The organism is Serratia sp. NGAS9, from assembly GCF_009905295.1.
Taxonomy (GTDB): Bacteria; Pseudomonadota; Gammaproteobacteria; order Enterobacterales; family Enterobacteriaceae; genus Serratia; species Serratia bockelmannii.
This window is the reverse complement of sequence record NZ_CP047605.1, coordinates 2,051,281-2,069,485: the sequence shown is the minus strand read 5'-3', so window position 1 is coordinate 2,069,485 and position 18,205 is coordinate 2,051,281. Positions and strand designations below refer to the sequence as shown.

Below are 18,205 nucleotides of genomic sequence, written 5' to 3'. Positions count from 1 at the left end.
TAAATAAGCCATCGCAATGCGGCTACAGGATTTCCGTCGGCTATGAGCAAGGAGACCAACCAGCGTCTGCTGGACAAACTGCAGCAGGATCTGGCCAGCGCGGGCGCGATGCCGCTGTATTTGTGCTTCAACGCCTCGGTGCGCCAGGCTATCGATCAAGGATTGCTGAATGCGGGGGATTTTTTGCCCAGCGAGCGCCTGTTCACCGAACGGCTCGGCATCTCGCGCATCACGGTACGCAAAGCGTTGGCCTGCCTCGAGCAGGACGGCCTCATCGGCCGTTCACGCGGTTACGGCACCTTTATCCAACTGCAACGGCCCGAACCGAAGCTGTTCTATTCTTTGGCAGACGTCAAAGGATTCTCGAGCGAGGTGTTACAGCAGGGGCGCCGGCCAGATACGCAATGGATCAGCCGCGAGCGGGTACCCGCCAGCGCTGAACTGGCGGAAAAGCTGCAGCTGGCGGCCGGAACGCCGATCTACACACTCAAACGCATTCACTTGATCGATCGGCGGCCGATGTCGGTGGCGATGTCCTACGTGGTGGTGGCGGCGATTGCCAACGTCGACGAGATCGGCATCTCGCTGTACGACTACTTCCGGCGCAATAACGTCGAAATGGGATCGCTGCGCAGCCAGGTCAGCGCGGCGATGGCCGACGACGACATCCGCCGGGCGCTGCAATTATCAGAACCGATGCCGCTGCTGATCGTGCGTCAAACGCTGTTCGACCACAGCAAGAAGCCGATCGAATACAGCGAAAGCTTCTGCCGCAGCGACATGTACGAGTTTACCAGCGAAAGCTGATCCGTTATGCCTCGCCCTGCCGGCGGCGGCGAAAGCGCACGAACGCCTGAACGTAAGCCTCGATATCCAGCGGATTCATCCGTTTTAACTCCGCCAGCAACCCGGCTTCGATCGCTTCTGCGCCATGCAACGCGCCGCAAATCGCAGTGGCCATCGCACCGATGGTGTCGGTATCGCCGCCCAGGTTGGCGCACAGCACGGCGCACCGGGTAGGGTCGGTTTGCGCCAGCTGCACCATCGCCAGCGCCGCCGGCACCGACTCGATGGTGCTGACCCCGGCGCCGATCAGTTGATACACCCGCTCGGACGCCTGCTCGGGATCGCTGGCTTCATCCACCACCTGAAACGCCAGCTCGATACGCGCCGCCAACGAGGGGCTGAACGTCGTCTCCTGACGGCGCTGGGCATACTCCGCCACGCCCGGCAGCGCCAGGCGAATCGAGGCCCAGTCCGCGCCCTCCACCGCCCGCGCAACCGCCCAAGCGATCGCGACGGCCCCGGCGACGGCGATGTCAGATTTGTGCGTCGGGCTGGAGGCCAGCCACACCTGCTGACAGAACTCCTCCAGCGGCGCAGACGGCAGCACGCAGCCTAAAGGCGAAATGCGCATCGCCGCACCGTTGGTGATGCCGTTGTTTTCCAACTCGGCGATCGGCGTTCCCGCTTTCTGCTCGCTCAGCGCCAGTTTGGAACTGGGGCCGAGAATGTTCTTGTTGAAGGCGTCAAAACTGTCCACCCAGCGGATCACATTGCGGGCGATCAACTCTGGCACCACCTCGCCTTTCGCTTCCCGCAGCGCATCGGCCAGCGCTAACGCCATCGCGGTATCGTCGGTATATTGCCCGGCCTTGAAGTAGCAGGCGGCCGAGTTCTCCGCCGGCCCATCAAGGAAACCGTCTATCCAACCGAAATGGCGCTTAACCCGCTCGCGCGGCCACAGCTCGGAAGGCATGCCGAGCGCGTCGCCCAGCATCTGTCCGTAAAGTGCGCCCGCTATGCGTTCTGCCTGGGTTAACTGCTTCATCCGTCGCTCCTGAGAAAATATGCCGATACCTCGATAATACCTTATTAGTACCTTTAAAGCTTATCAAGCGCCCCGGTTCACATTTTGCTTTCGCGACAATGCCTGGCGCGTTTAAGTTGCGTTTAACGTTGCCCCGTCGCTGTTTATCCGACGTTTATCAGAAGTTGTCGATAATGTCGGCGAACAAATTGATAACGCTTATTTTAATACATTGCTTCGGTTCTCTTGCGAGCCGGGCGGGTTATACCTACCATAGCCTCAGCACTTTTTGTCAAAATGGTTCAGGTGGCCGCGTTATCCCCTGACACGCCGCAGAGCGTGTTCCCTTTTATCGCGTGGGTGACAGGACGTTCACCCGCACAGTCACAGGAGTTCGCCATGCGAGTACTGGTTGTTGAAGATAATGGTTTGCTGCGCCACCACCTTTCCGTTCAGATGCGCGAGATGGGCCATCAGGTCGACGCGGCCGAAGACGCCAAGGAAGCCGATTATTTCCTGCAGGAACACGCGCCGGATATTGCCATCGTCGATCTCGGCCTGCCGGGCGAAGACGGCCTGAGCCTGATCCGCCGTTGGCGCGCGCACCAGACCAAACTGCCGATCCTGGTGCTGACCGCCCGCGAAAGCTGGCAGGACAAAGTGGCGGTGCTGGAAGCCGGCGCCGACGACTATGTCACCAAGCCGTTCCACCTGGAAGAAGTGATCGCCCGCATGCAGGCGCTGATGCGCCGCAACAGCGGCCTGGCTTCGCAGGTGATCGTGCTGCCCCCGTTCCAGATCGATCTGTCGCGCCGCGAACTGAGCGTCAACGATCGGCAGATCAAGCTGACCGCTTTTGAATACACCATCATCGAGACCCTGATCCGCAACGCCGGCAAGGTGGTGAGCAAGGATTCGTTGATGCTGCAGCTCTACCCGGACGCCGAACTGCGCGAAAGCCACACCATCGACGTGCTGATGGGACGTTTGCGTAAAAAGGTGCAGGCGGAATACCCGCATGAAGTGATCACCACGGTACGTGGCCAGGGTTATCGTTTTGACGCGAAGTGAACATGATGTTCAACAAGAATAAAAAACCGTTTTCGCTGCGCGCCCGCTTCCTGATGGCGACCGCCGGGGTGATCCTGGCGCTGTCGCTCTCTTACGGTTTGGTGGCGGTCGTCGGCTACATCGTCAGCTTCGACAAGACCGCCTTCCGCCTGCTGCGCGGCGAGAGCAACCTGTTCTTCAGCCTGGCGCAGTGGAAAGACAACAAGCTCACCATCGCCATCCCCCCCGATATCGATCTCAACTTCCCGACGCTGGTCTTTATCTACGACGATAAGGGCAACCTGCTCTGGAGCCAGCGCAAAGTGCCGGAGCTGGAGAAGCTGATCAACAAGGAATGGCTGGAAGAGTCCGGCTTCTACGAAATTGACACCGATACCCGCATCAGTAGCGAAGTGCTGGGGGATAACCCCAAGGCACAGGATCAGCTGAAGAATTATGACGATACCGATCAGAACGCGCTGACGCACTCGGTGGCGGTCAACACCTATGCCGCCACGGCGCGGCTGCCGGCGTTGACCATCGTGGTGGTCGACAGCATTCCGCAGGAGCTGCAGCGCTCAGACGTGGTGTGGGAGTGGTTCAGCTACGTGCTGCTGGCCAACCTGCTGCTGGTGGTGCCGCTGCTGTGGCTGGCGGCCTACTGGAGCCTACGGCCGATCAAGGCGCTGGTCAATCAGGTGGGCGAACTGGAGAACGGCGAACGCGATCAGTTGGATGAGAACCCGCCCAGCGAACTGCGCGGCCTGGTGCGCAATCTGAACATTCTGGTGCGCAACGAGCGCCAACGCTACACCAAATATCGCACCACCCTGTCGGATCTGACCCACAGCCTGAAAACGCCGCTGGCGGTGCTGCAAAGCACCCTGCGCTCGCTGCGCAGCGGCAAGCAGACCACCATCGAAGAAGCCGAGCCGATCATGCTGGATCAGATCGGGCGCATCTCTCAGCAAATCGGTTACTACCTGCACCGGGCCAGCATCAACTCCGGCCAGACGGTGCTGACGCGCGAGATCCACTCGGTGCCGGCGCTGCTCGACAGCCTGGTGGTGGCGCTGAACAAGGTTTACCAGCGCAAAGGGGTGGTGATCACGCTGGATATCTCGCCGGAAGTGACCTTTATGGGCGAGAAGAACGACTTTATGGAAGTGATGGGCAACGTGTTGGAAAACGCCTGCAAATACTGCCTGGAGTTCGTGGAAATCACCTCGCTGCACTCAGAGAAAAATCTCACCATCGTCATCGACGACGACGGCCCGGGCATCCCGGAAAGCAAGCGCCAGCTGATCTTCCAGCGCGGCCAGCGGGTGGATACCCTGCGCCCCGGCCAGGGCCTTGGCCTGTCGGTGGCGGCGGAGATCATCGAGCAATACGACGGCGAAATCGTCATCAGCGACAGTCCGCTCGGCGGCGCGCGCATGCAGGTCACCTTCGCCCGCCAGCACGACACCCACCACAACGAGTAAATTATGCCGCTGCGGCCCCGATCCACGGGGCCAAACTTCCGTTATAATCGCACTCAGGCTCACTCCTCTATCCTGGAATAGAACATGGATTATCAATTAGATCTGGACTGGAACGATTTTTTGCAACGCTATTGGCAAAAGCGTCCGGTGATTCTGAAGCGCGGCTTCAAAAACTTTATCGATCCGATCTCCCCGGATGAGCTGGCCGGGCTGGCGATGGAAAACGAAGTGGACAGCCGCCTGGTCAGCCACCAGGACGGCCGTTGGCAGGTTGCGCACGGCCCCTTCGAGAGCTTCGATCACCTGAGCGAAAACAACTGGTCGCTGCTGGTGCAGGCGGTGGACCACTGGCATGAGCCTTCCGCCGCGCTGATGCGCCCGTTCCGCCAGCTGCCGGACTGGCGGATGGATGACCTGATGATCTCCTTCTCGGTGCCGGGTGGCGGCGTCGGCCCGCACCTCGATCAGTACGACGTGTTCATCATTCAGGGCACTGGCCGCCGCCGCTGGCGCGTCGGGGAAAAAACGCCGCTGAAACAGCACTGCCCGCACCCAGATCTGCTGCAGGTCGAACCGTTCGACGCCATCATCGACGAAGAGATGGAGCCGGGCGACATTCTCTACATTCCGCCGGGCTTCCCGCATGAAGGCTACGCGCTGGAAAACGCGCTCAATTACTCGGTGGGCTTCCGCGCGCCGAACGGCCGCGAGCTGGTGAGCGGCTTCGCCGATTACGTGCTGGCGCGCGAGCTGGGCAGCAAACGCTACGGCGATCCGGACGTTAAACTGCGCGAACACCCGGCGGAGATCCTGCCGCAGGAAGTGGACGCCTTACGGCAGATGATGCTGGATCTGGTGCAACAGCCAGAACACTTCCAGCACTGGTTCGGCGAGTTTATCTCCCAATCGCGCCACGAGCTGGATCTGGCGCCGCCGGAGCCGCCGTATCAGGCCGGGGAAATCTACGAACTGCTGCAACAGGGTGAAGCGCTGCAGCGCCTGGGCGGGTTGCGCGTGCTGCGGGTCGGCGATCGCTGCTTCGTCAACGGCGAACTGATCGACACCGACCAACTGCAGGCCGCAGACGCCCTGTGCCAAAACTTCAGCGTCGACGCCGCCCTGCTCGGCGACGCGGTGGACGATCCGTCATTCCTGGCGCTGCTGACCGCGCTGGTCAACAGCGGCTATTGGTACTTTAACGACTGATTGCGAGTACGCGAACAAGCCACCCTGCCGGGTGGCTTTTTTTATGCCTGCCGCGCCTGCGCGCGAAAGCCGGCCAGCGCTTCATTCGCCATGCCCGCCTGCTCCGCCGCCGCGCAAATCTGCCGCCAGGTATTGGCGTCTATCGGTATGCCCTGCTCCAGCCGCGTCGCGCGGTTGGCCTCTTCCCATTCTCCCGGCACCGCGATCGGCTGTTCGCCGCTCGGCGGCGACGCCTTCACCCAGCCGATAAACGCTTCGGCCTCGGCCTGCATTTGCGGGGCGTCGAAGGCCTGAGGATCGAGGATCAGGGTCGTCATGCAGTTGAAGATGGCGTCGCTGTCGGCTTTCAGCGTAGCGTCGTGGGTGGTGCGGCCGCCGGAGAGCGCGCCGCCGAGGATCTCGCACATCGCCGCCAGCGCATAGCCTTTGTGCAAGCCGAACGGCAACAGTGACCCGAACGGCGCTTCGTGCATCACCTTCGGTTCGGTGGTGGGTTGCCCGTGTTCGTCGATCAGATAGCCCGGCGCCACCGACAGCCCTTTGTTATAGGCCACCCGGGTCTTGCCGAAGGCGATGCCGCTGGTGGCGAAATCCAACAGCAGCGGCGTTCGGCCCGGCCGCGGGAAAATGGCGCAGAACGGGTTGGTGCCGAAGCGGCGATCGCTGCCGCCGAACGGCGCCACCATCGGATCGCCCACCACGTTGACGAAGTGAATCGAGATAAAACCGGCGCGGGCACACTGTTCCGCCCAATGGCCGATGCGGCCGATATGGTGCGCATTGTGCAGCGCCACCGCCGCCAGGCCCAGCTTGCCGGCGCGTTCAATGCCCAGCGCCATCGCTTCGCTGGCCACCACCTGGCCGAAGCCGCGCGCGCCGTCGAGCGTCAGCACCGCGCCAGCGTCGCGCACCACTTCGGCGTGCTGATTGAGCTGTAATTGCCCCTGCGCCAACGACGCCATGTAGCTGGGGATCATGCCGACGCCGTGCGAATCGTGCCCGGCCAGATTGGCCTGCACCAGATGATCGGCCACCAGCTCGGCTTCGCGCGCCGTACTGCCGGCCTGGCGCCAAATCGCCTGAACGAACTGCGCCAAATGCGGGCTGGCGATACGGTATTCGGTGCTCATCATGCGGTCCTTATGCGTGGGGAATGTACCTCCACACTATGAGCAACGCCTTGTTGCGGCAAGCGATTATGCCGATCGCAAGCGTCCCGTTTACCGCGCCCGCTCGGCGGCCAGCGCCGCGATGCGCATGATCACCGCCACCGCTTGCTCCATACCTTCCAGCGTCACGAACTCGTGCTTGCCGTGGTAGTTGTAGCCACCGGTGAACAGGTTCGGGCACGGCAGGCCGCGAAACGACAGCTGCGCGCCGTCGGTGCCGCCGCGGATTGGTTTCATCACCGGTTCGATGTCGCAGTCGCGCATCGCCTGCTGCGCCAGCGCAATCACGTGCGGGTGCTCCGCCACCTGTTCGCGCATGTTGTAATAGCTGTCTTCGATGCTCACTTCGATATAGCAATCGCGGGGCAGGCCTTTGCCGACCTCGCGAGCGATGTCCACCATCTTGCGCTTACGCGCCTCAAACCCCTCACGCTCGAAGTCGCGCAGGATATAGTGCATTTCGGCGCGCTCCACGCTGCCCTTGATGCTGCTGAGGTGATAAAAGCCCTGGTAGCCTTCGGTGGTCTCCGGCGCTTCGTCCGCCGGCAGTGCCTGATGAATGCGGGTCGCCAGCGACAGCGCGTTGACCATCACGCCCTTGGCGCTGCCGGGGTGCACGCTGTTACCGAGGATTTTGATCGTCACCGAGGCGGCGTTGAAGTTCTCGCACTCCAACTCGCCGACGCCGCCGCCGTCCACGGTGTAAGCCCATTCGGCATTGAAGGCCGCCACGTCGAACAGCTGCGCCCCTTTGCCCACCTCCTCGTCCGGGGTGAAGGCCACGCGGATGTCGCCGTGCGGGATTTTGCGCGCGCGCAGGCGCACCATGGCGGTGAGGATCTCGGCGATGCCGGCCTTGTCGTCGGCGCCCAGCAGCGTTTTGCCATCGGTGGTGATCAGCGTCTGCCCCAGCATCTGGTGCAGGATCGGGAACATCACCGGCGACAGCACTTCATCACCGATGCCGAGCGCAATGTCGCCGCCGCGATAGTTCTCGACGATCTGCGGATTGACGTGTTTGCCGCTGAAATCCGGCGAAGTATCCAGATGGGCGATAAAACCGACCGCCGGCACCGGCCAGGCGACGTTACCCGGCCAGGTGCCCATCACGCAGCCGTGTTCGCTGAGCGACACCCGCTCGAAGCCGAGCGCGATCATTTCCTGCTGCAACGCACGCGCCAGCTTCAACTGCCCGTCGGTGCTCGGCACATGCTTTACGTTCGCTTTGGACTGGGTGTCGAAAGAGACGTAGTTGAAAAAGCGGTCAAGTAATTTGTCCATGGTAGCGGCCCCTCAGAATATCGCGTTTCATTATGCGGAACCGATCAGGATCAAATATTGCGTCAGGTCATTTTTAACCAGAATTCGCCAATATCATTAATCTTTGTGATGATTTCTGAGAGGAATAATGCTGTCATCACAGGGTCATTTGTCGCTATCATGATGAAAAACGCGGCATCTGGGCCGGATCGGCTTTCAATTCCGGCATTCAGCGTCTATCATGCGCGCTCGAAAAATTTCCATTGGCGTAACTGGTTTGAGCTTCATTTGATCAGCGGGCATCCCGCAAGCTCCGGCAGTCTTTTCCAGTTGCGGTTCTATCTGCATTAGCCCACGGGATAGAGTAATACGATAAATGACTGAGACATCCTCTCCGACTCCCCTTGTTGAACTGCATGCCCTGAGCAAAGCGTTCGATGGCAAAACCATCATTGCCGATCTGGATCTGACGATTAATCACGGCGAATTCCTCACCATTCTCGGCCCCTCCGGCTGTGGCAAAACCACGGTGCTGCGCCTGATCGCCGGTCTGGAAGACGCCGATCGGGGCCGCATCGCGCTCGACGGCCAGGACATCACCGCCATTCCGGCCGAACATCGCCACGTCAACACCGTGTTTCAGAGCTACGCTCTGTTTCCGCACATGTCAGTGTTCGACAACGTCGCCTTCGGCCTGCGCATGCAAAAGGTGCCAGCGGCGGAACTGACGCCGCGCGTCGAAGAGGCGCTGCGCATGGTGCAGCTGGATACGTTCGCCAAGCGCCGGCCGGGCCAGCTCTCCGGTGGCCAACAGCAGCGCGTGGCCATCGCCCGCGCGGTGGTCAACAAGCCGAAAGTGCTGCTGCTGGACGAATCGCTGTCGGCGCTGGACTACAAGCTGCGCAAGCAGATGCAGAACGAGCTGAAGGCGCTGCAGCGCAAGCTGGGCATCACCTTCGTGTTCGTCACCCACGATCAGGAAGAAGCGCTGACCATGTCGGACCGCATCGTGGTGATGCGCGAAGGCCGCATCGAGCAGGACGGCACGCCGCGTGAGATCTACGAAGAGCCGAAGAATCTGTTCGTCGCCAGCTTCATCGGCGAGATTAACATCTTCGACGCGGTGGTTTTGGAACGCCTCGATTCACAGCGGGTGCGCGCCAACGTCGAAGGCCGCGAGTGCGACATCTATGCCGATCTGCCGGTGGAGCCGGGCCAAAAGCTGAAGGTGCTGCTGCGCCCGGAAGATCTGCGGGTGGAAGAAGTGAACGACAGCGCGCAGCACGACGGGCTGATCGGTTACGTGCGTGAGCGCAACTACAAAGGCATGACGCTGGAGTCGGTGGTCGAGCTGGAGAACGGCAAAACGGTGATGGTCAGCGAGTTCTTCAACGAAGACGATCCGGACGTCGATCACTCGCTCAACCAGAAGATGGCGGTGACCTGGGTCGAAAGCTGGGAGGTGGTGCTGGCCGATGAAGAAATCGCGTAAAGTCTTCCAGAATGTGGTGATCGTCGGCGTCGTCGCCTGGCTGCTGTTGTTCGTGTTCATGCCGAACCTGATGATCATCGGCACCAGCTTCCTGACCCGCGACGACGCCAATCTGGTGCAGATGGTGTTCACGCTGGATAACTACCGGCGCTTGTTCGACCCGTTGTACGCCCAGGTGCTGCTGCACTCGCTGAACATGGCGCTGATCGCCACCCTGTGCTGCCTGGTGATCGGCTATCCGTTCGCCTTTATCCTGGCGCGCTTGCCGCAGAAGGTGCGGCCGCTGCTGCTGTTTCTGCTGATCGTGCCCTTCTGGACCAACTCGCTGATCCGCATCTACGGCCTGAAGCTGTTTCTCAGCACCCGCGGCTATCTCAACGACGCGCTGCTGTGGATCGGCGTCATCGACAAGCCGCTGCGCATCATGTACACCTCGGAAGCGGTGATCCTCGGCCTGGTGTATATTCTGCTGCCGTTTATGGTGATGCCGCTCTACTCCAGCATCGAAAAGCTCGATAAATCCTGCCTGGAGGCGGCGCGCGATCTCGGCGCCAGCAAGCTGCAGACCTTTATCCGCATCATCGTGCCGCTGACCATGCCGGGCATTATCGCCGGCTGCCTGCTGGTGGTGCTGCCGGCGATGGGGCTGTTCTTCGTCGCCGATCTGATGGGCGGCGCCAAGAATCTATTGATCGGCAACGTGATTAAAAGCCAGTTCCTCAATATCCGCGACTGGCCGTTCGGCGCGGCCACCAGCATCTGCCTGACGCTGGTGATGGGGCTGTTGCTGCTGGTCTATTACCGGGCCGCCCGCCTGCTGAACAAGAAGGAGGATCTGGCATGATCGGACGTCTGCTACGCGGCGGCTTTATGACGCTGGTATACGCCTATCTGTATATCCCGATCGTCATCCTGATCGTCAACTCCTTCAACGCTTCGCGCTTTGGCATCAACTGGCAAGGATTCACCACCAAGTGGTACGCCACGCTGCTGAATAACGACAGCCTGCTGCAGGCCGCGGGGCACTCGCTGACCATGGCGGTGCTCTCCGCTACCTTCGCCACCCTGATCGGCTCGCTGACCGCGGTGGCGCTGTACCGCTACCGCTTCCGCGGCAAGCCGTTCGTCGGCGGCATGCTGTTCGTGGTGATGATGTCGCCGGACATCGTAATGGCCATCTCGCTGCTGGTGCTGTTCATGCTGCTGGGCATTTCGCTCGGCTTCTGGTCGCTGCTGTTCTCGCACATCACCTTCTGCCTGCCGTTCGTGGTAGTGACCGTCTACGCGCGCCTGAAAGGCTTCGACGTGAAGATGCTGGAAGCCGCGCGCGATCTCGGCGCAAGCGAGTTCACCATCCTGCGCAAAATCATCCTGCCGCTGGCGATGCCGGCGGTGGCGGCCGGTTGGCTGCTGAGCTTTACCCTGTCGATGGACGACGTGGTCGTCTCCTCCTTTGTCACCGGGCCGAGCTACGAGATTTTGCCGCTGAAGATTTACTCGATGGTGAAAGTCGGCGTCTCGCCGGAGGTCAACGCGCTGGCCACCATTTTGCTGCTGCTGTCGCTGGTGCTGGTGATCGCCAGCCAGTGGGTGATGCGCGATCGCTCGCCCAAGGCAGAATAATCCTTCCCGCCGGGCGCTGCCGCGCCCGGTTGTGATCCCCTTCACAACCGGCACCGGTTGTCACTCAGTGAGCATCGGTGCCTATTTCCGCCCCGCCGATTGCAGCGGCGAAAACTTCCCCCTATAACTGAATCCAGGCAAGGTGCCTTATTTTTCTCGCTTTCAGGGAGTTTATTCAGCAACGTCGTCATCCATTAAAATATAAAAAGGAACTGCCATGAAAGGTATTATCGATAATATCTTAAACAAGCTGCAGCTTTTCTCCAAAGCCATGATGGGGCCGATATTTTTCCTGCCGGTAATCGGTCTGATTCTGGCGCTCAGTTCTATTCTTACCAATGCCACATTAATCAATGAACATTCCGCCGTCTTCTCTATCGGTAAAATGATCGGCGATACCTTCTGGCCGTTATTCGGCAATCTCGGGCTGATTTTCTGTATCGGTATTACCTACGGCCTGGCCAAAGACAAGAAAAGCGAAGCGGCGCTGGTCGCGGTGATGTGCTTTATCATGTTCCTCGGCGCCAATTCGTCTTATCTGCAATTCAGCGGCCACGTCGCGGCCAAGATCAACGGTGAGTATTACGGCACCGGGCAAACGGAACTGCTGGGATTTACCGTGGTAGATATGGGCATTTTCCTCGGTCTTATCCTCGGCGTCACGATTGCCTGGGTGCATAACCGCCTGTGCAACGTCGAACTCAACGGCGTGTTCTCGGTCTACGGCGGCGCCAAGCTGGTGCTGATTGCCATGACGCCGATCATCATGCTGTACGCCGTCGCCTTCAGCTACCTGTGGCCGGCTATCTCACAGGGCCTGATCGCGCTTACCGGCTTTATGAAAAGCGCCGGCTCGCTCGGGGTATTCGTCTACGGCTTCTTCGAGAAATTTCTGATCCCCACCGGGCTGCACCACTTTATCTGGTCGCCGTTCCAGCTCACCAGTATCGGCGGTTCGATCGTACAAGACGGCCAGACCGTCTCCGGCTCGCAGGCGATTTTCCTGGCCTACATGCGCGACCCAAGCATCTCGCCGCTGATGAACGAGGCGCTGCGTTTCTCGCAGCAAGGGATGGTGACCATCTTCGGCCTGTCGGGCGCGGCATTGGCTTTCTATCACACCGCCAAACCGGAAAAGAAAATGCTGGCCAAGGCGATTCTGATCCCGGCCATCACCACCTCGATCCTGGTCGGCATCACCGAGCCGATAGAGTTCACCTTCCTGTTTATCTCTCCGCTGTTGTGGGTGATCCACGCCGTGTTGACCGCGCTCTCGCAGGTAGCCTGCAACCTGTTCCAGGTGCGCCCCTGGGGCGCCAGCGGGCTGGTCGAGTTCCTGGCCTACAACCTGCCGCTGCCGGTCTCTCTCACCCGCTGGCCGCTGTATGTGGTCATCGGGCTGGTGCAGTTTGCGGTGTATTACCTGGTGTTCAAAACGCTGGTGCTGAAGCTCAATCTGAAAACGCCGGGCCGTGAAGATGATCAGGACGTCAAACTCTATTCCAAACAGGATTACCGGAACCGTAAAAATACCCCGGACGAGCCAAGCGGCATCATTATTCGCGCGCTGGGTGGCAAGGAAAACATTATTTCCGTCGATAACTGCTTTACCCGGCTGCGGGTGGAATTAAAGGATATGGCGCGGGTGGATGAGGCCGCGTTGAAAAGTACCGGCGCCAAAGGCGTGGTGAAGAATCGCCGTGAAGTGCAGGTGATTTACGGCGTCACGGTCGGCAAGGTCAAAAATCAGGTAGAGAAATATTTAGCGGCACTCTAACGCTTTATTAATGGGAGATATCGAATGAAATTAACCGTTCTCGGCGGCGGCGGCGTGCGTTCCCCGTTCCTCGCCAAATCCATCGCCTATAACGCCCATCGCATCGGCATTACCGAAGTGGTGTTTATGGATACCGATGAGCGCCATCTGGCGATCTACGGCGCCCTCGCGCAGGGCGTATTCCAGCGCATTCGCGGCGACATTGCTTTCAGCCTCAGCAGCGATCCGCGCCAGGCGCTGCAAGACGCCGATTACATCATCACCACCCTGCGCATCGGCGGCGAGGAAGGCCGCATCCATGACGAGCGCATCGCGCTCAATCACCAGTTGCTCGGGCAAGAAACCACCGGCGCCGGCGGCTTCGCCATGGCGATGCGTTCAATTCCGGCGATCCTCGACTATTGCCGCCTGATCGAGCAGCTTTCCTCGCCGGCGGCGGTCTTGTTCAACTTCACCAATCCTTCCGGCATGGTGACCGAGGCGATCATCAAATCCGGCTTCCAGCGCCGGGTCTACGGCATCTGCGACGCCCCCAGCGAGTTTATCCGCGAACTGGCCGAGCTGCTGGACTGCCGCGAAGACCAACTGAGCGTCGACTGCTTCGGCCTCAACCATCTTTCCTGGTTCCGCAATGCGCGCGTCAACGGCGAGCCGGTCACGGAACAGTTGCTGGCGGATCCGCGCCTGTATCGCGATACCTGCATGAAATACTTCTCGCCGGAGCTGGTGGCGCTGTCGGACAATTTGATGCTCAACGAGTATCTCTACTATTACTACTACCGTGAGCAGGCGATCGCCGCCATCGTCGCGGGCGGCGAGACCCGCGGCGAACAAATCGCGGCGATCAACCGCCAAATGCTGTCAGAGTTAGGCGAGCTGGACATCCCCCACCAGTTGGAACACGCCTTCTCTGTCTACTTCAGCCATTATCTGCAGCGCGAAAACTCCTACATGCAGCGCGAGTCCAACCAGGGCAAGGTGAAAAAACGTGAGATGCTGACGCTGCAACAGTTTATCGAGCAGCCGGACAGCGGCGGCTATGCCGGGGTGGCGATCGACATTCTGGAGGCGGTCAACAGCGGCCGGCAAAAACGCGTGGTGGTATCGATGCAAAACCGCGACTCGCTCGATTTTCTGCACCCGGAAGACGTGATCGAAATCAGCTGCGAATTGAGCAGCGCCGGCATTCAGCCGGTAAAAATGCGCGATATTCCCGACACCCAGAAAAACCTGATTTCGCAGGTGAAAGAGTACGAACGGCTGGCGGTGGCGGCGATCCTGACCGGCAACCGCCAACTGGCCATCAAGGCGCTGATGGTGCACCCGCTGGTCAACTCCTACTCGCTGGCGAAAACGCTGGTGGAGGAGTACCTGCTGGCCCACCGTCAGTATGCCAGGCACTGGTGCTAAACGGTGCGATGCGGCCGTCAGCGGCCGCGTCGTTCAAACCAGGCGGTGATCACATTCTCGAATCCCAACAGACAGTGGCCGAAAAATGGGTTGGGATAGTAGATATCGTGATCGTATTTTTGCCGATCCTCAAACAGAAAGGTCATATCGGCCTGCTGCGCCAGCGGGCTGTCGCCGTCGCCGCAGAAGGCCGCCAGCAGAATGTGATTACGCTTCACCGCCTCGCTCCAGCTCAGCGCCGAGCCGCTGTTGCCCGACTTTGAAATCACGATCACCATGTCGAAGCGAAAGCGCGTCTCGCGGTCAAGAATGTCGAAATCCGGCCACAGCGACAGGTAACTGTCTACGCCCAGCGTCATAAACTTGTTGTACATATACTGCGCCACCAGCTGTGAAAAACCGCTGCCGTGGATCAGGATCTTGCCGCTGTCGAGCAGATCGAGAAACTGCGCCTGCTGGGCCGGCGGTGCCGCCGACGTAGGGCGTTCCACCTGGTAGGCCGGCGCCATCGTCAGGTTGAACTTGATGAAATAGACCAGTTCGAGATAGCCGCGAAAGCCCAGCTTTTTAGCCAGCCGCACCAGCGTCGAGGGGGAACTGTAGCAGCGTGCGGACACCGCGCGGATGCCGTCGTCGATGCAGGCGTCCGGGTTGTCGAGAATGCAGTGCAAAATCGTCAGATCCGTCTTGCTGAGCTCCGCCTGGCTGAAGACCTGTTTGAAATTCATCGCCGCCCTCGTTTATTCGCCAAAATTATTGTTTCGCACGCGCTTCACCGCCTGTCCAGCGCGAGACACACAAATTGTGATGCGCTTTAAGCCGCCGAACCCCTTGATTTGCCAACGGGATAACCGCCTTTACCCACCCCGCCCCGGCCCCTATAATGGCCCCTTTCTGGGGTATGGCGCGGCCGAAAACGGCAGCCCATACGGGTTCGGCTCACTACTGCTGAAGGATACGCTGCATGAAAAAGTGGTCACATCTGCTCGCAGCCGGGATGATGGCGCTGAGTTTCTGCTCTGCAAACGCCTCTGACGGCAAGACACTGTACTTCTATAACTGGACTGAATACGTCCCGCCGGGGCTGCTGGAGCAGTTCACCAAGGAAACCGGCATCAAGGTGATCTATTCCACCTATGAATCCAACGAAAGCATGTACGCCAAGCTGAAAACCTACAAAGACGGCGCGTACGATCTGGTGGTGCCTTCCACTTACTTCATCGCCAAGATGAGCAAGGAAGGCATGCTGCAAAAAATCGACAAGAGCAAGCTCAGCCACTTCAAGGATCTCGATCCCACCCTGCTGAACAAGCCGTTCGATCCCAACAACGACTATTCCATTCCTTACATCTGGGGCGCTACTGCCATCGGCGTTAACAGCGACGCGCAAGATCCCTCTACCGTTACCGCCTGGGCCGATCTGTGGCAACCGCAGTACAAGGGCCGCCTGCTGTTGACTGACGACGCACGCGAAGTGTTCCAAATGGCGCTGCTCAAGCTGGGCTATTCCGGTAACACCACCGATCCGAAGGAGATCGAAGCTGCCTACCACGAACTGCAAAAATTGATGCCAAACGTGCTGGCCTTCAACTCCGACAACCCGGGCAACCCGTTTATGGAAGGGGAAGTCAACGTCGGCATGGTGTGGAACGGTTCGGCCTTTGTGGCGCGCCAGGCCGGCACGCCGCTGGAGATCGTCTGGCCGAAGGAAGGCGGGATCTTCTGGATGGACAGCCTGGCCATTCCGGCCAACGCGCGCAACGTCGAAGGGGCGCTGAAGCTGATCGACTTCCTGCTGCGGCCGGAAATCGCGGTGCAGGTGGCGGAGACCATCGGTTACCCGACGCCGAACCTGGCGGCGAAGAAGCTGCTGTCGCCGGAGATCGCCAACGACCCGTCACTCTATCCGGATAAGGCGGTGATTGAGCACGGCGAGTGGCAAAACGACGTCGGCGACGCCAGCACGCTGTACGAAAGCTACTTCCAAAAGTTGAAAGCCGGGCGCTAATACGCCCCGCCATCCCATCAGGGCGCGCAGTGCGCCCTGATGCCTTTCTCAGGGCCTGTCGGCCCGCGCCACCTTGCCCACCAGAAACTTGTGCACAAAACGCGGCACCACTTCACTGGCCAGACCGTAGTGTTTCTCGTCAAACTGGCTTTCCACCTGACTCGGCTCCAGGTTCAGCTCCATCGCATAGGCGCCGCCCAGCCGCGCCTCATGCACGAACCCGGCCGCCGGATAGACGTGGCCGGAAGTGCCGATGGCGACGAAGAAATCGGCCTTGCTCAGCGCCTGGTAGATGTCGTCCATGCCCAGCGGCATCTCGCCGAACCACACCACGTGCGGCCGCAGCGGCGCCGGGAACTGGCAGCAATGGCAACGATCGTCGACGCTGAGATCGCCGGGCCATTCGAACACCTGCCCCGACTGGGTGCAGCGCACCTTCAGCAATTCGCCGTGCATATGCAACACCCGCTTGCTGCCGGCGCGCTCATGCAGGTTATCGATGTTTTGCGTGACCAGCAGGAAGTTGTCTCCCAGCCACTCTTCCAGATCCGCCAGCGCGCGGTGCGCGGCGTTCGGGACGATCTCCTCCGTCTGCAGCTGACGGCGGCGTTCGTTGTAAAACGCCTGCACCAGCGCCGGATCGCGCTGGAAACCTTCCGGCGTGGCGACGTCCTCCACCCGGTGCTCTTCCCACAGCCCATCCGCGGCGCGGAAGGTGCGAATGCCCGACTCGGCCGAAATGCCGGCCCCGGTCAACACCACCACAAACGGCTTTTTCAGCTCTGCCGCCGCCATGGTGTCACGGTGAAAAATACGTGAACGAAAGCGCTGATGCAGCACATGCTTACTCTTGCGAAACTGACACAGCCGATGGCGAGTGTGCATTAACTCTCTCCTTACTTTTCCCTGTTTACCCTTCTTACTGGACGTTGCGGCGTTGTTGGCTGCATATATTCACGCCTGGCCGCAACGCCCATTACGTTGGGCGAGCCAAATTGAGAAACGCTGCGCCGCGCACGCCGCCGGCGTCGCCATAGCGCGCTTTCTCGATGCGCGGTAGCCGGGCCACCCGCAGCAGGTGAGCCGGCAGCCGCTGCGGCAACGCCTGATAAATGGCGTCGAAGTTCGACAACCCGCCACCGATCACCACCAGATGCGGATCCAGCACCGTCAGCAGGTTGCCCAGGCAGATCGCCAGCACGTCCATAAAGCGGTCGACGTGGGCCATCGCCTGCGGCTCACCCGCCTGATAATGCGCAATGATCTCGGTGGCAGGCAAGCGCCGGCCATAGAAATGGGCGTACATCCATTCGAAACCGCGGCCCGATATGTAATTTTCGATGCAACCCTGATGGCCGCACCCGCAGGCAACGCGAGGCACATCACGCCCCAGCACCTCGAGCGCGTCCACCGGCAGGCGCAAATGGCCGAACTCGCCGGCGATATAGTTGCGCCCAGGCACCGTCTTGCCGTCGACGATCAGGCCGCCGCCTACGCCGGTGCCGAGGATGATGCCCAGCACCGTCGGGTAGCGGCGAAACTCGTCGTCCCAGGCTTCCGACAGCGTAAAGCAGTTGGCGTCGTTATCGACCCGCACCTCGCGCCCGATCAGCGCCGCCAGATCGCGCGGCAGCGGACGCCCCATCGCCGCCGGCACGTTGGCGGTAAACAGCGTGCCGTCATCGTCGTTGGGCAGGCCCGGAATACCGATGCCGACGCTGCCGCGCCGGCCGCAAAACGCATCCGCCTCCAGGGTCAGATCGCACAGCGTGGCCAGCAGTTGCCGATAATCGTCGCGCGGCGTCGGCACCCGCTTTTGCCAAATGCGCCGCAGGTTGTCGTCGAACACCCCCAGCTCAATCTTGGTGCCGCCCATATCGAAACCGTAGTACATAACCCATCCCCAGGCTAAAAAA

Annotated in this window: 17 protein-coding genes; 11 read left to right on the top strand and 6 right to left on the bottom strand. The window is 60.4% G+C overall.

Annotated elements, in window-relative coordinates; all coding sequences use genetic code 11:
- Positions 1-42 precede the first annotated feature (42 nt).
- Positions 43-807: a GntR family transcriptional regulator gene (locus GUC32_RS09990; protein ID WP_346424075.1), complete on the top strand. Its 765-nt coding sequence runs from the start codon at positions 43-45 to the stop codon at positions 805-807.
- Positions 808-811: 4 nt separating this feature from the next.
- On the opposite strand, the gene GUC32_RS09985 is transcribed toward GUC32_RS09990, so the two are convergent.
- Entirely contained in the window at positions 812-1,831 is a 1,020-nt protein-coding gene (locus GUC32_RS09985) for an ADP-ribosylglycohydrolase family protein (RefSeq protein WP_025302514.1), read from the bottom strand.
- A 378-nt stretch (positions 1,832-2,209) separates the two neighbouring features.
- Between GUC32_RS09985 and phoP the strand changes: the two genes are divergently transcribed.
- The 3 genes from phoP to GUC32_RS09970 all read left to right on the top strand — a co-directional run bounded on the left by phoP (position 2,210) and on the right by GUC32_RS09970 (position 5,550).
- Entirely contained in the window at positions 2,210-2,881 is a 672-nt protein-coding gene (gene phoP, locus GUC32_RS09980) for a two-component system response regulator PhoP (protein WP_025302513.1), read from the top strand.
- 5 nt (positions 2,882-2,886) lie between these two features.
- On the top strand, positions 2,887-4,344 hold the full coding sequence (gene phoQ, locus GUC32_RS09975; protein ID WP_025160271.1) for a two-component system sensor histidine kinase PhoQ: 1,458 nt from the start codon (positions 2,887-2,889) through the stop codon (positions 4,342-4,344).
- Between the two features lie 84 nt (positions 4,345-4,428).
- On the top strand, positions 4,429-5,550 hold the full coding sequence (locus tag GUC32_RS09970) for a cupin domain-containing protein (RefSeq protein WP_033638200.1): 1,122 nt from the start codon (positions 4,429-4,431) through the stop codon (positions 5,548-5,550).
- A gap of 41 nt (positions 5,551-5,591) precedes the next feature.
- On the opposite strand, the gene GUC32_RS09965 is transcribed toward GUC32_RS09970, so the two are convergent.
- Both GUC32_RS09965 and pepT read right to left on the bottom strand, forming a co-directional pair.
- Positions 5,592-6,680, bottom strand: a complete 1,089-nt coding sequence (locus GUC32_RS09965; protein ID WP_043141499.1) for a malate/lactate/ureidoglycolate dehydrogenase — start codon at positions 6,678-6,680, stop codon at positions 5,592-5,594.
- A 90-nt stretch (positions 6,681-6,770) separates the two neighbouring features.
- Positions 6,771-8,000 (bottom strand): peptidase T, encoded by a 1,230-nt coding sequence (pepT, locus tag GUC32_RS09960; RefSeq protein WP_004941154.1) that lies wholly within the window; start codon positions 7,998-8,000, stop codon positions 6,771-6,773.
- A 57-nt stretch (positions 8,001-8,057) separates the two neighbouring features.
- Here pepT and GUC32_RS09955 point away from each other — a divergent pair, with 57 nt between their 5' ends.
- From GUC32_RS09955 to GUC32_RS09930, 6 genes are all read left to right on the top strand, one after another.
- Entirely contained in the window at positions 8,058-8,330 is a 273-nt protein-coding gene (locus GUC32_RS09955; RefSeq protein ID WP_141997848.1) for a hypothetical protein, read from the top strand.
- Positions 8,331-8,355: 25 nt separating this feature from the next.
- Positions 8,356-9,471 carry a spermidine/putrescine ABC transporter ATP-binding protein PotA gene (gene potA / locus GUC32_RS09950; RefSeq protein WP_089195790.1) on the top strand — a complete coding sequence of 372 codons (1,116 nt, stop codon included), beginning with the start codon at positions 8,356-8,358 and terminating at the stop codon, positions 9,469-9,471.
- Entirely contained in the window at positions 9,455-10,315 is an 861-nt protein-coding gene (gene potB / locus GUC32_RS09945; RefSeq protein ID WP_025302510.1) for a spermidine/putrescine ABC transporter permease PotB, read from the top strand. The genes potA and potB overlap by 17 nt, the downstream gene beginning before the upstream one ends.
- Complete coding sequence (gene potC, locus GUC32_RS09940; RefSeq protein WP_043141506.1) at positions 10,312-11,094, top strand: spermidine/putrescine ABC transporter permease PotC; 783 nt, start codon at positions 10,312-10,314, stop codon at positions 11,092-11,094. The genes potB and potC overlap by 4 nt, the downstream gene beginning before the upstream one ends.
- A 217-nt stretch (positions 11,095-11,311) precedes the next feature.
- Positions 11,312-12,871, top strand: a complete 1,560-nt coding sequence (locus tag GUC32_RS09935) for a PTS transporter subunit EIIC (RefSeq protein WP_025302508.1) — start codon at positions 11,312-11,314, stop codon at positions 12,869-12,871.
- A 24-nt stretch (positions 12,872-12,895) separates the two neighbouring features.
- Complete coding sequence (locus GUC32_RS09930; protein ID WP_369435707.1) at positions 12,896-14,281, top strand: glycoside hydrolase; 1,386 nt, start codon at positions 12,896-12,898, stop codon at positions 14,279-14,281.
- A 17-nt stretch (positions 14,282-14,298) separates the two neighbouring features.
- On the opposite strand, the gene GUC32_RS09925 is transcribed toward GUC32_RS09930, so the two are convergent.
- Complete coding sequence (locus tag GUC32_RS09925; RefSeq protein ID WP_025302506.1) at positions 14,299-15,009, bottom strand: MurR/RpiR family transcriptional regulator; 711 nt, start codon at positions 15,007-15,009, stop codon at positions 14,299-14,301.
- A gap of 236 nt (positions 15,010-15,245) precedes the next feature.
- On the opposite strand from GUC32_RS09925, the gene potD reads away from it, so the two are divergent.
- Positions 15,246-16,289 (top strand): spermidine/putrescine ABC transporter substrate-binding protein PotD, encoded by a 1,044-nt coding sequence (gene potD, locus GUC32_RS09920; RefSeq protein ID WP_025302505.1) that lies wholly within the window; start codon positions 15,246-15,248, stop codon positions 16,287-16,289.
- A gap of 48 nt (positions 16,290-16,337) precedes the next feature.
- Here potD and cobB read toward each other — a convergent pair whose 3' ends face one another.
- Positions 16,338-17,174, bottom strand: a complete 837-nt coding sequence (gene cobB / locus GUC32_RS09915) for a Sir2 family NAD+-dependent deacetylase (protein ID WP_016928086.1) — start codon at positions 17,172-17,174, stop codon at positions 16,338-16,340.
- 91 nt (positions 17,175-17,265) lie between these two features.
- Positions 17,266-18,183: an N-acetylglucosamine kinase gene (gene nagK, locus GUC32_RS09910; protein WP_197832163.1), complete on the bottom strand. Its 918-nt coding sequence runs from the start codon at positions 18,181-18,183 to the stop codon at positions 17,266-17,268.
- Positions 18,184-18,205: the final 22 nt, after the last annotated feature.

Bases quoted from the DNA above. Each gene is read 5' to 3' on its own strand.
- GUC32_RS09990 (WP_346424075.1), top strand. From the start codon at position 43: ATGAGCAAGGAGACCAACCAGCGTCTGCTGGACAAACTGCAGCAGGAT.
- GUC32_RS09985 (WP_025302514.1), bottom strand. From the start codon at position 1,831: ATGAAGCAGTTAACCCAGGCAGAACGCATAGCGGGCGCACTTTACGGA.
- phoP (WP_025302513.1), top strand. From the start codon at position 2,210: ATGCGAGTACTGGTTGTTGAAGATAATGGTTTGCTGCGCCACCACCTT.
- phoQ (WP_025160271.1), top strand. From the start codon at position 2,887: ATGTTCAACAAGAATAAAAAACCGTTTTCGCTGCGCGCCCGCTTCCTG.
- GUC32_RS09970 (WP_033638200.1), top strand. From the start codon at position 4,429: ATGGATTATCAATTAGATCTGGACTGGAACGATTTTTTGCAACGCTAT.
- GUC32_RS09965 (WP_043141499.1), bottom strand. From the start codon at position 6,680: ATGAGCACCGAATACCGTATCGCCAGCCCGCATTTGGCGCAGTTCGTT.
- pepT (WP_004941154.1), bottom strand. From the start codon at position 8,000: ATGGACAAATTACTTGACCGCTTTTTCAACTACGTCTCTTTCGACACC.
- potA (WP_089195790.1), top strand. From the start codon at position 8,356: ATGACTGAGACATCCTCTCCGACTCCCCTTGTTGAACTGCATGCCCTG.
- potB (WP_025302510.1), top strand. From the start codon at position 9,455: ATGAAGAAATCGCGTAAAGTCTTCCAGAATGTGGTGATCGTCGGCGTC.
- potC (WP_043141506.1), top strand. From the start codon at position 10,312: ATGATCGGACGTCTGCTACGCGGCGGCTTTATGACGCTGGTATACGCC.
- GUC32_RS09935 (WP_025302508.1), top strand. From the start codon at position 11,312: ATGAAAGGTATTATCGATAATATCTTAAACAAGCTGCAGCTTTTCTCC.
- GUC32_RS09930 (WP_369435707.1), top strand. From the start codon at position 12,896: ATGAAATTAACCGTTCTCGGCGGCGGCGGCGTGCGTTCCCCGTTCCTC.
- GUC32_RS09925 (WP_025302506.1), bottom strand. From the start codon at position 15,009: ATGAATTTCAAACAGGTCTTCAGCCAGGCGGAGCTCAGCAAGACGGAT.
- potD (WP_025302505.1), top strand. From the start codon at position 15,246: ATGAAAAAGTGGTCACATCTGCTCGCAGCCGGGATGATGGCGCTGAGT.
- cobB (WP_016928086.1), bottom strand. From the start codon at position 17,174: ATGCACACTCGCCATCGGCTGTGTCAGTTTCGCAAGAGTAAGCATGTG.
- nagK (WP_197832163.1), bottom strand. From the start codon at position 18,183: ATGTACTACGGTTTCGATATGGGCGGCACCAAGATTGAGCTGGGGGTG.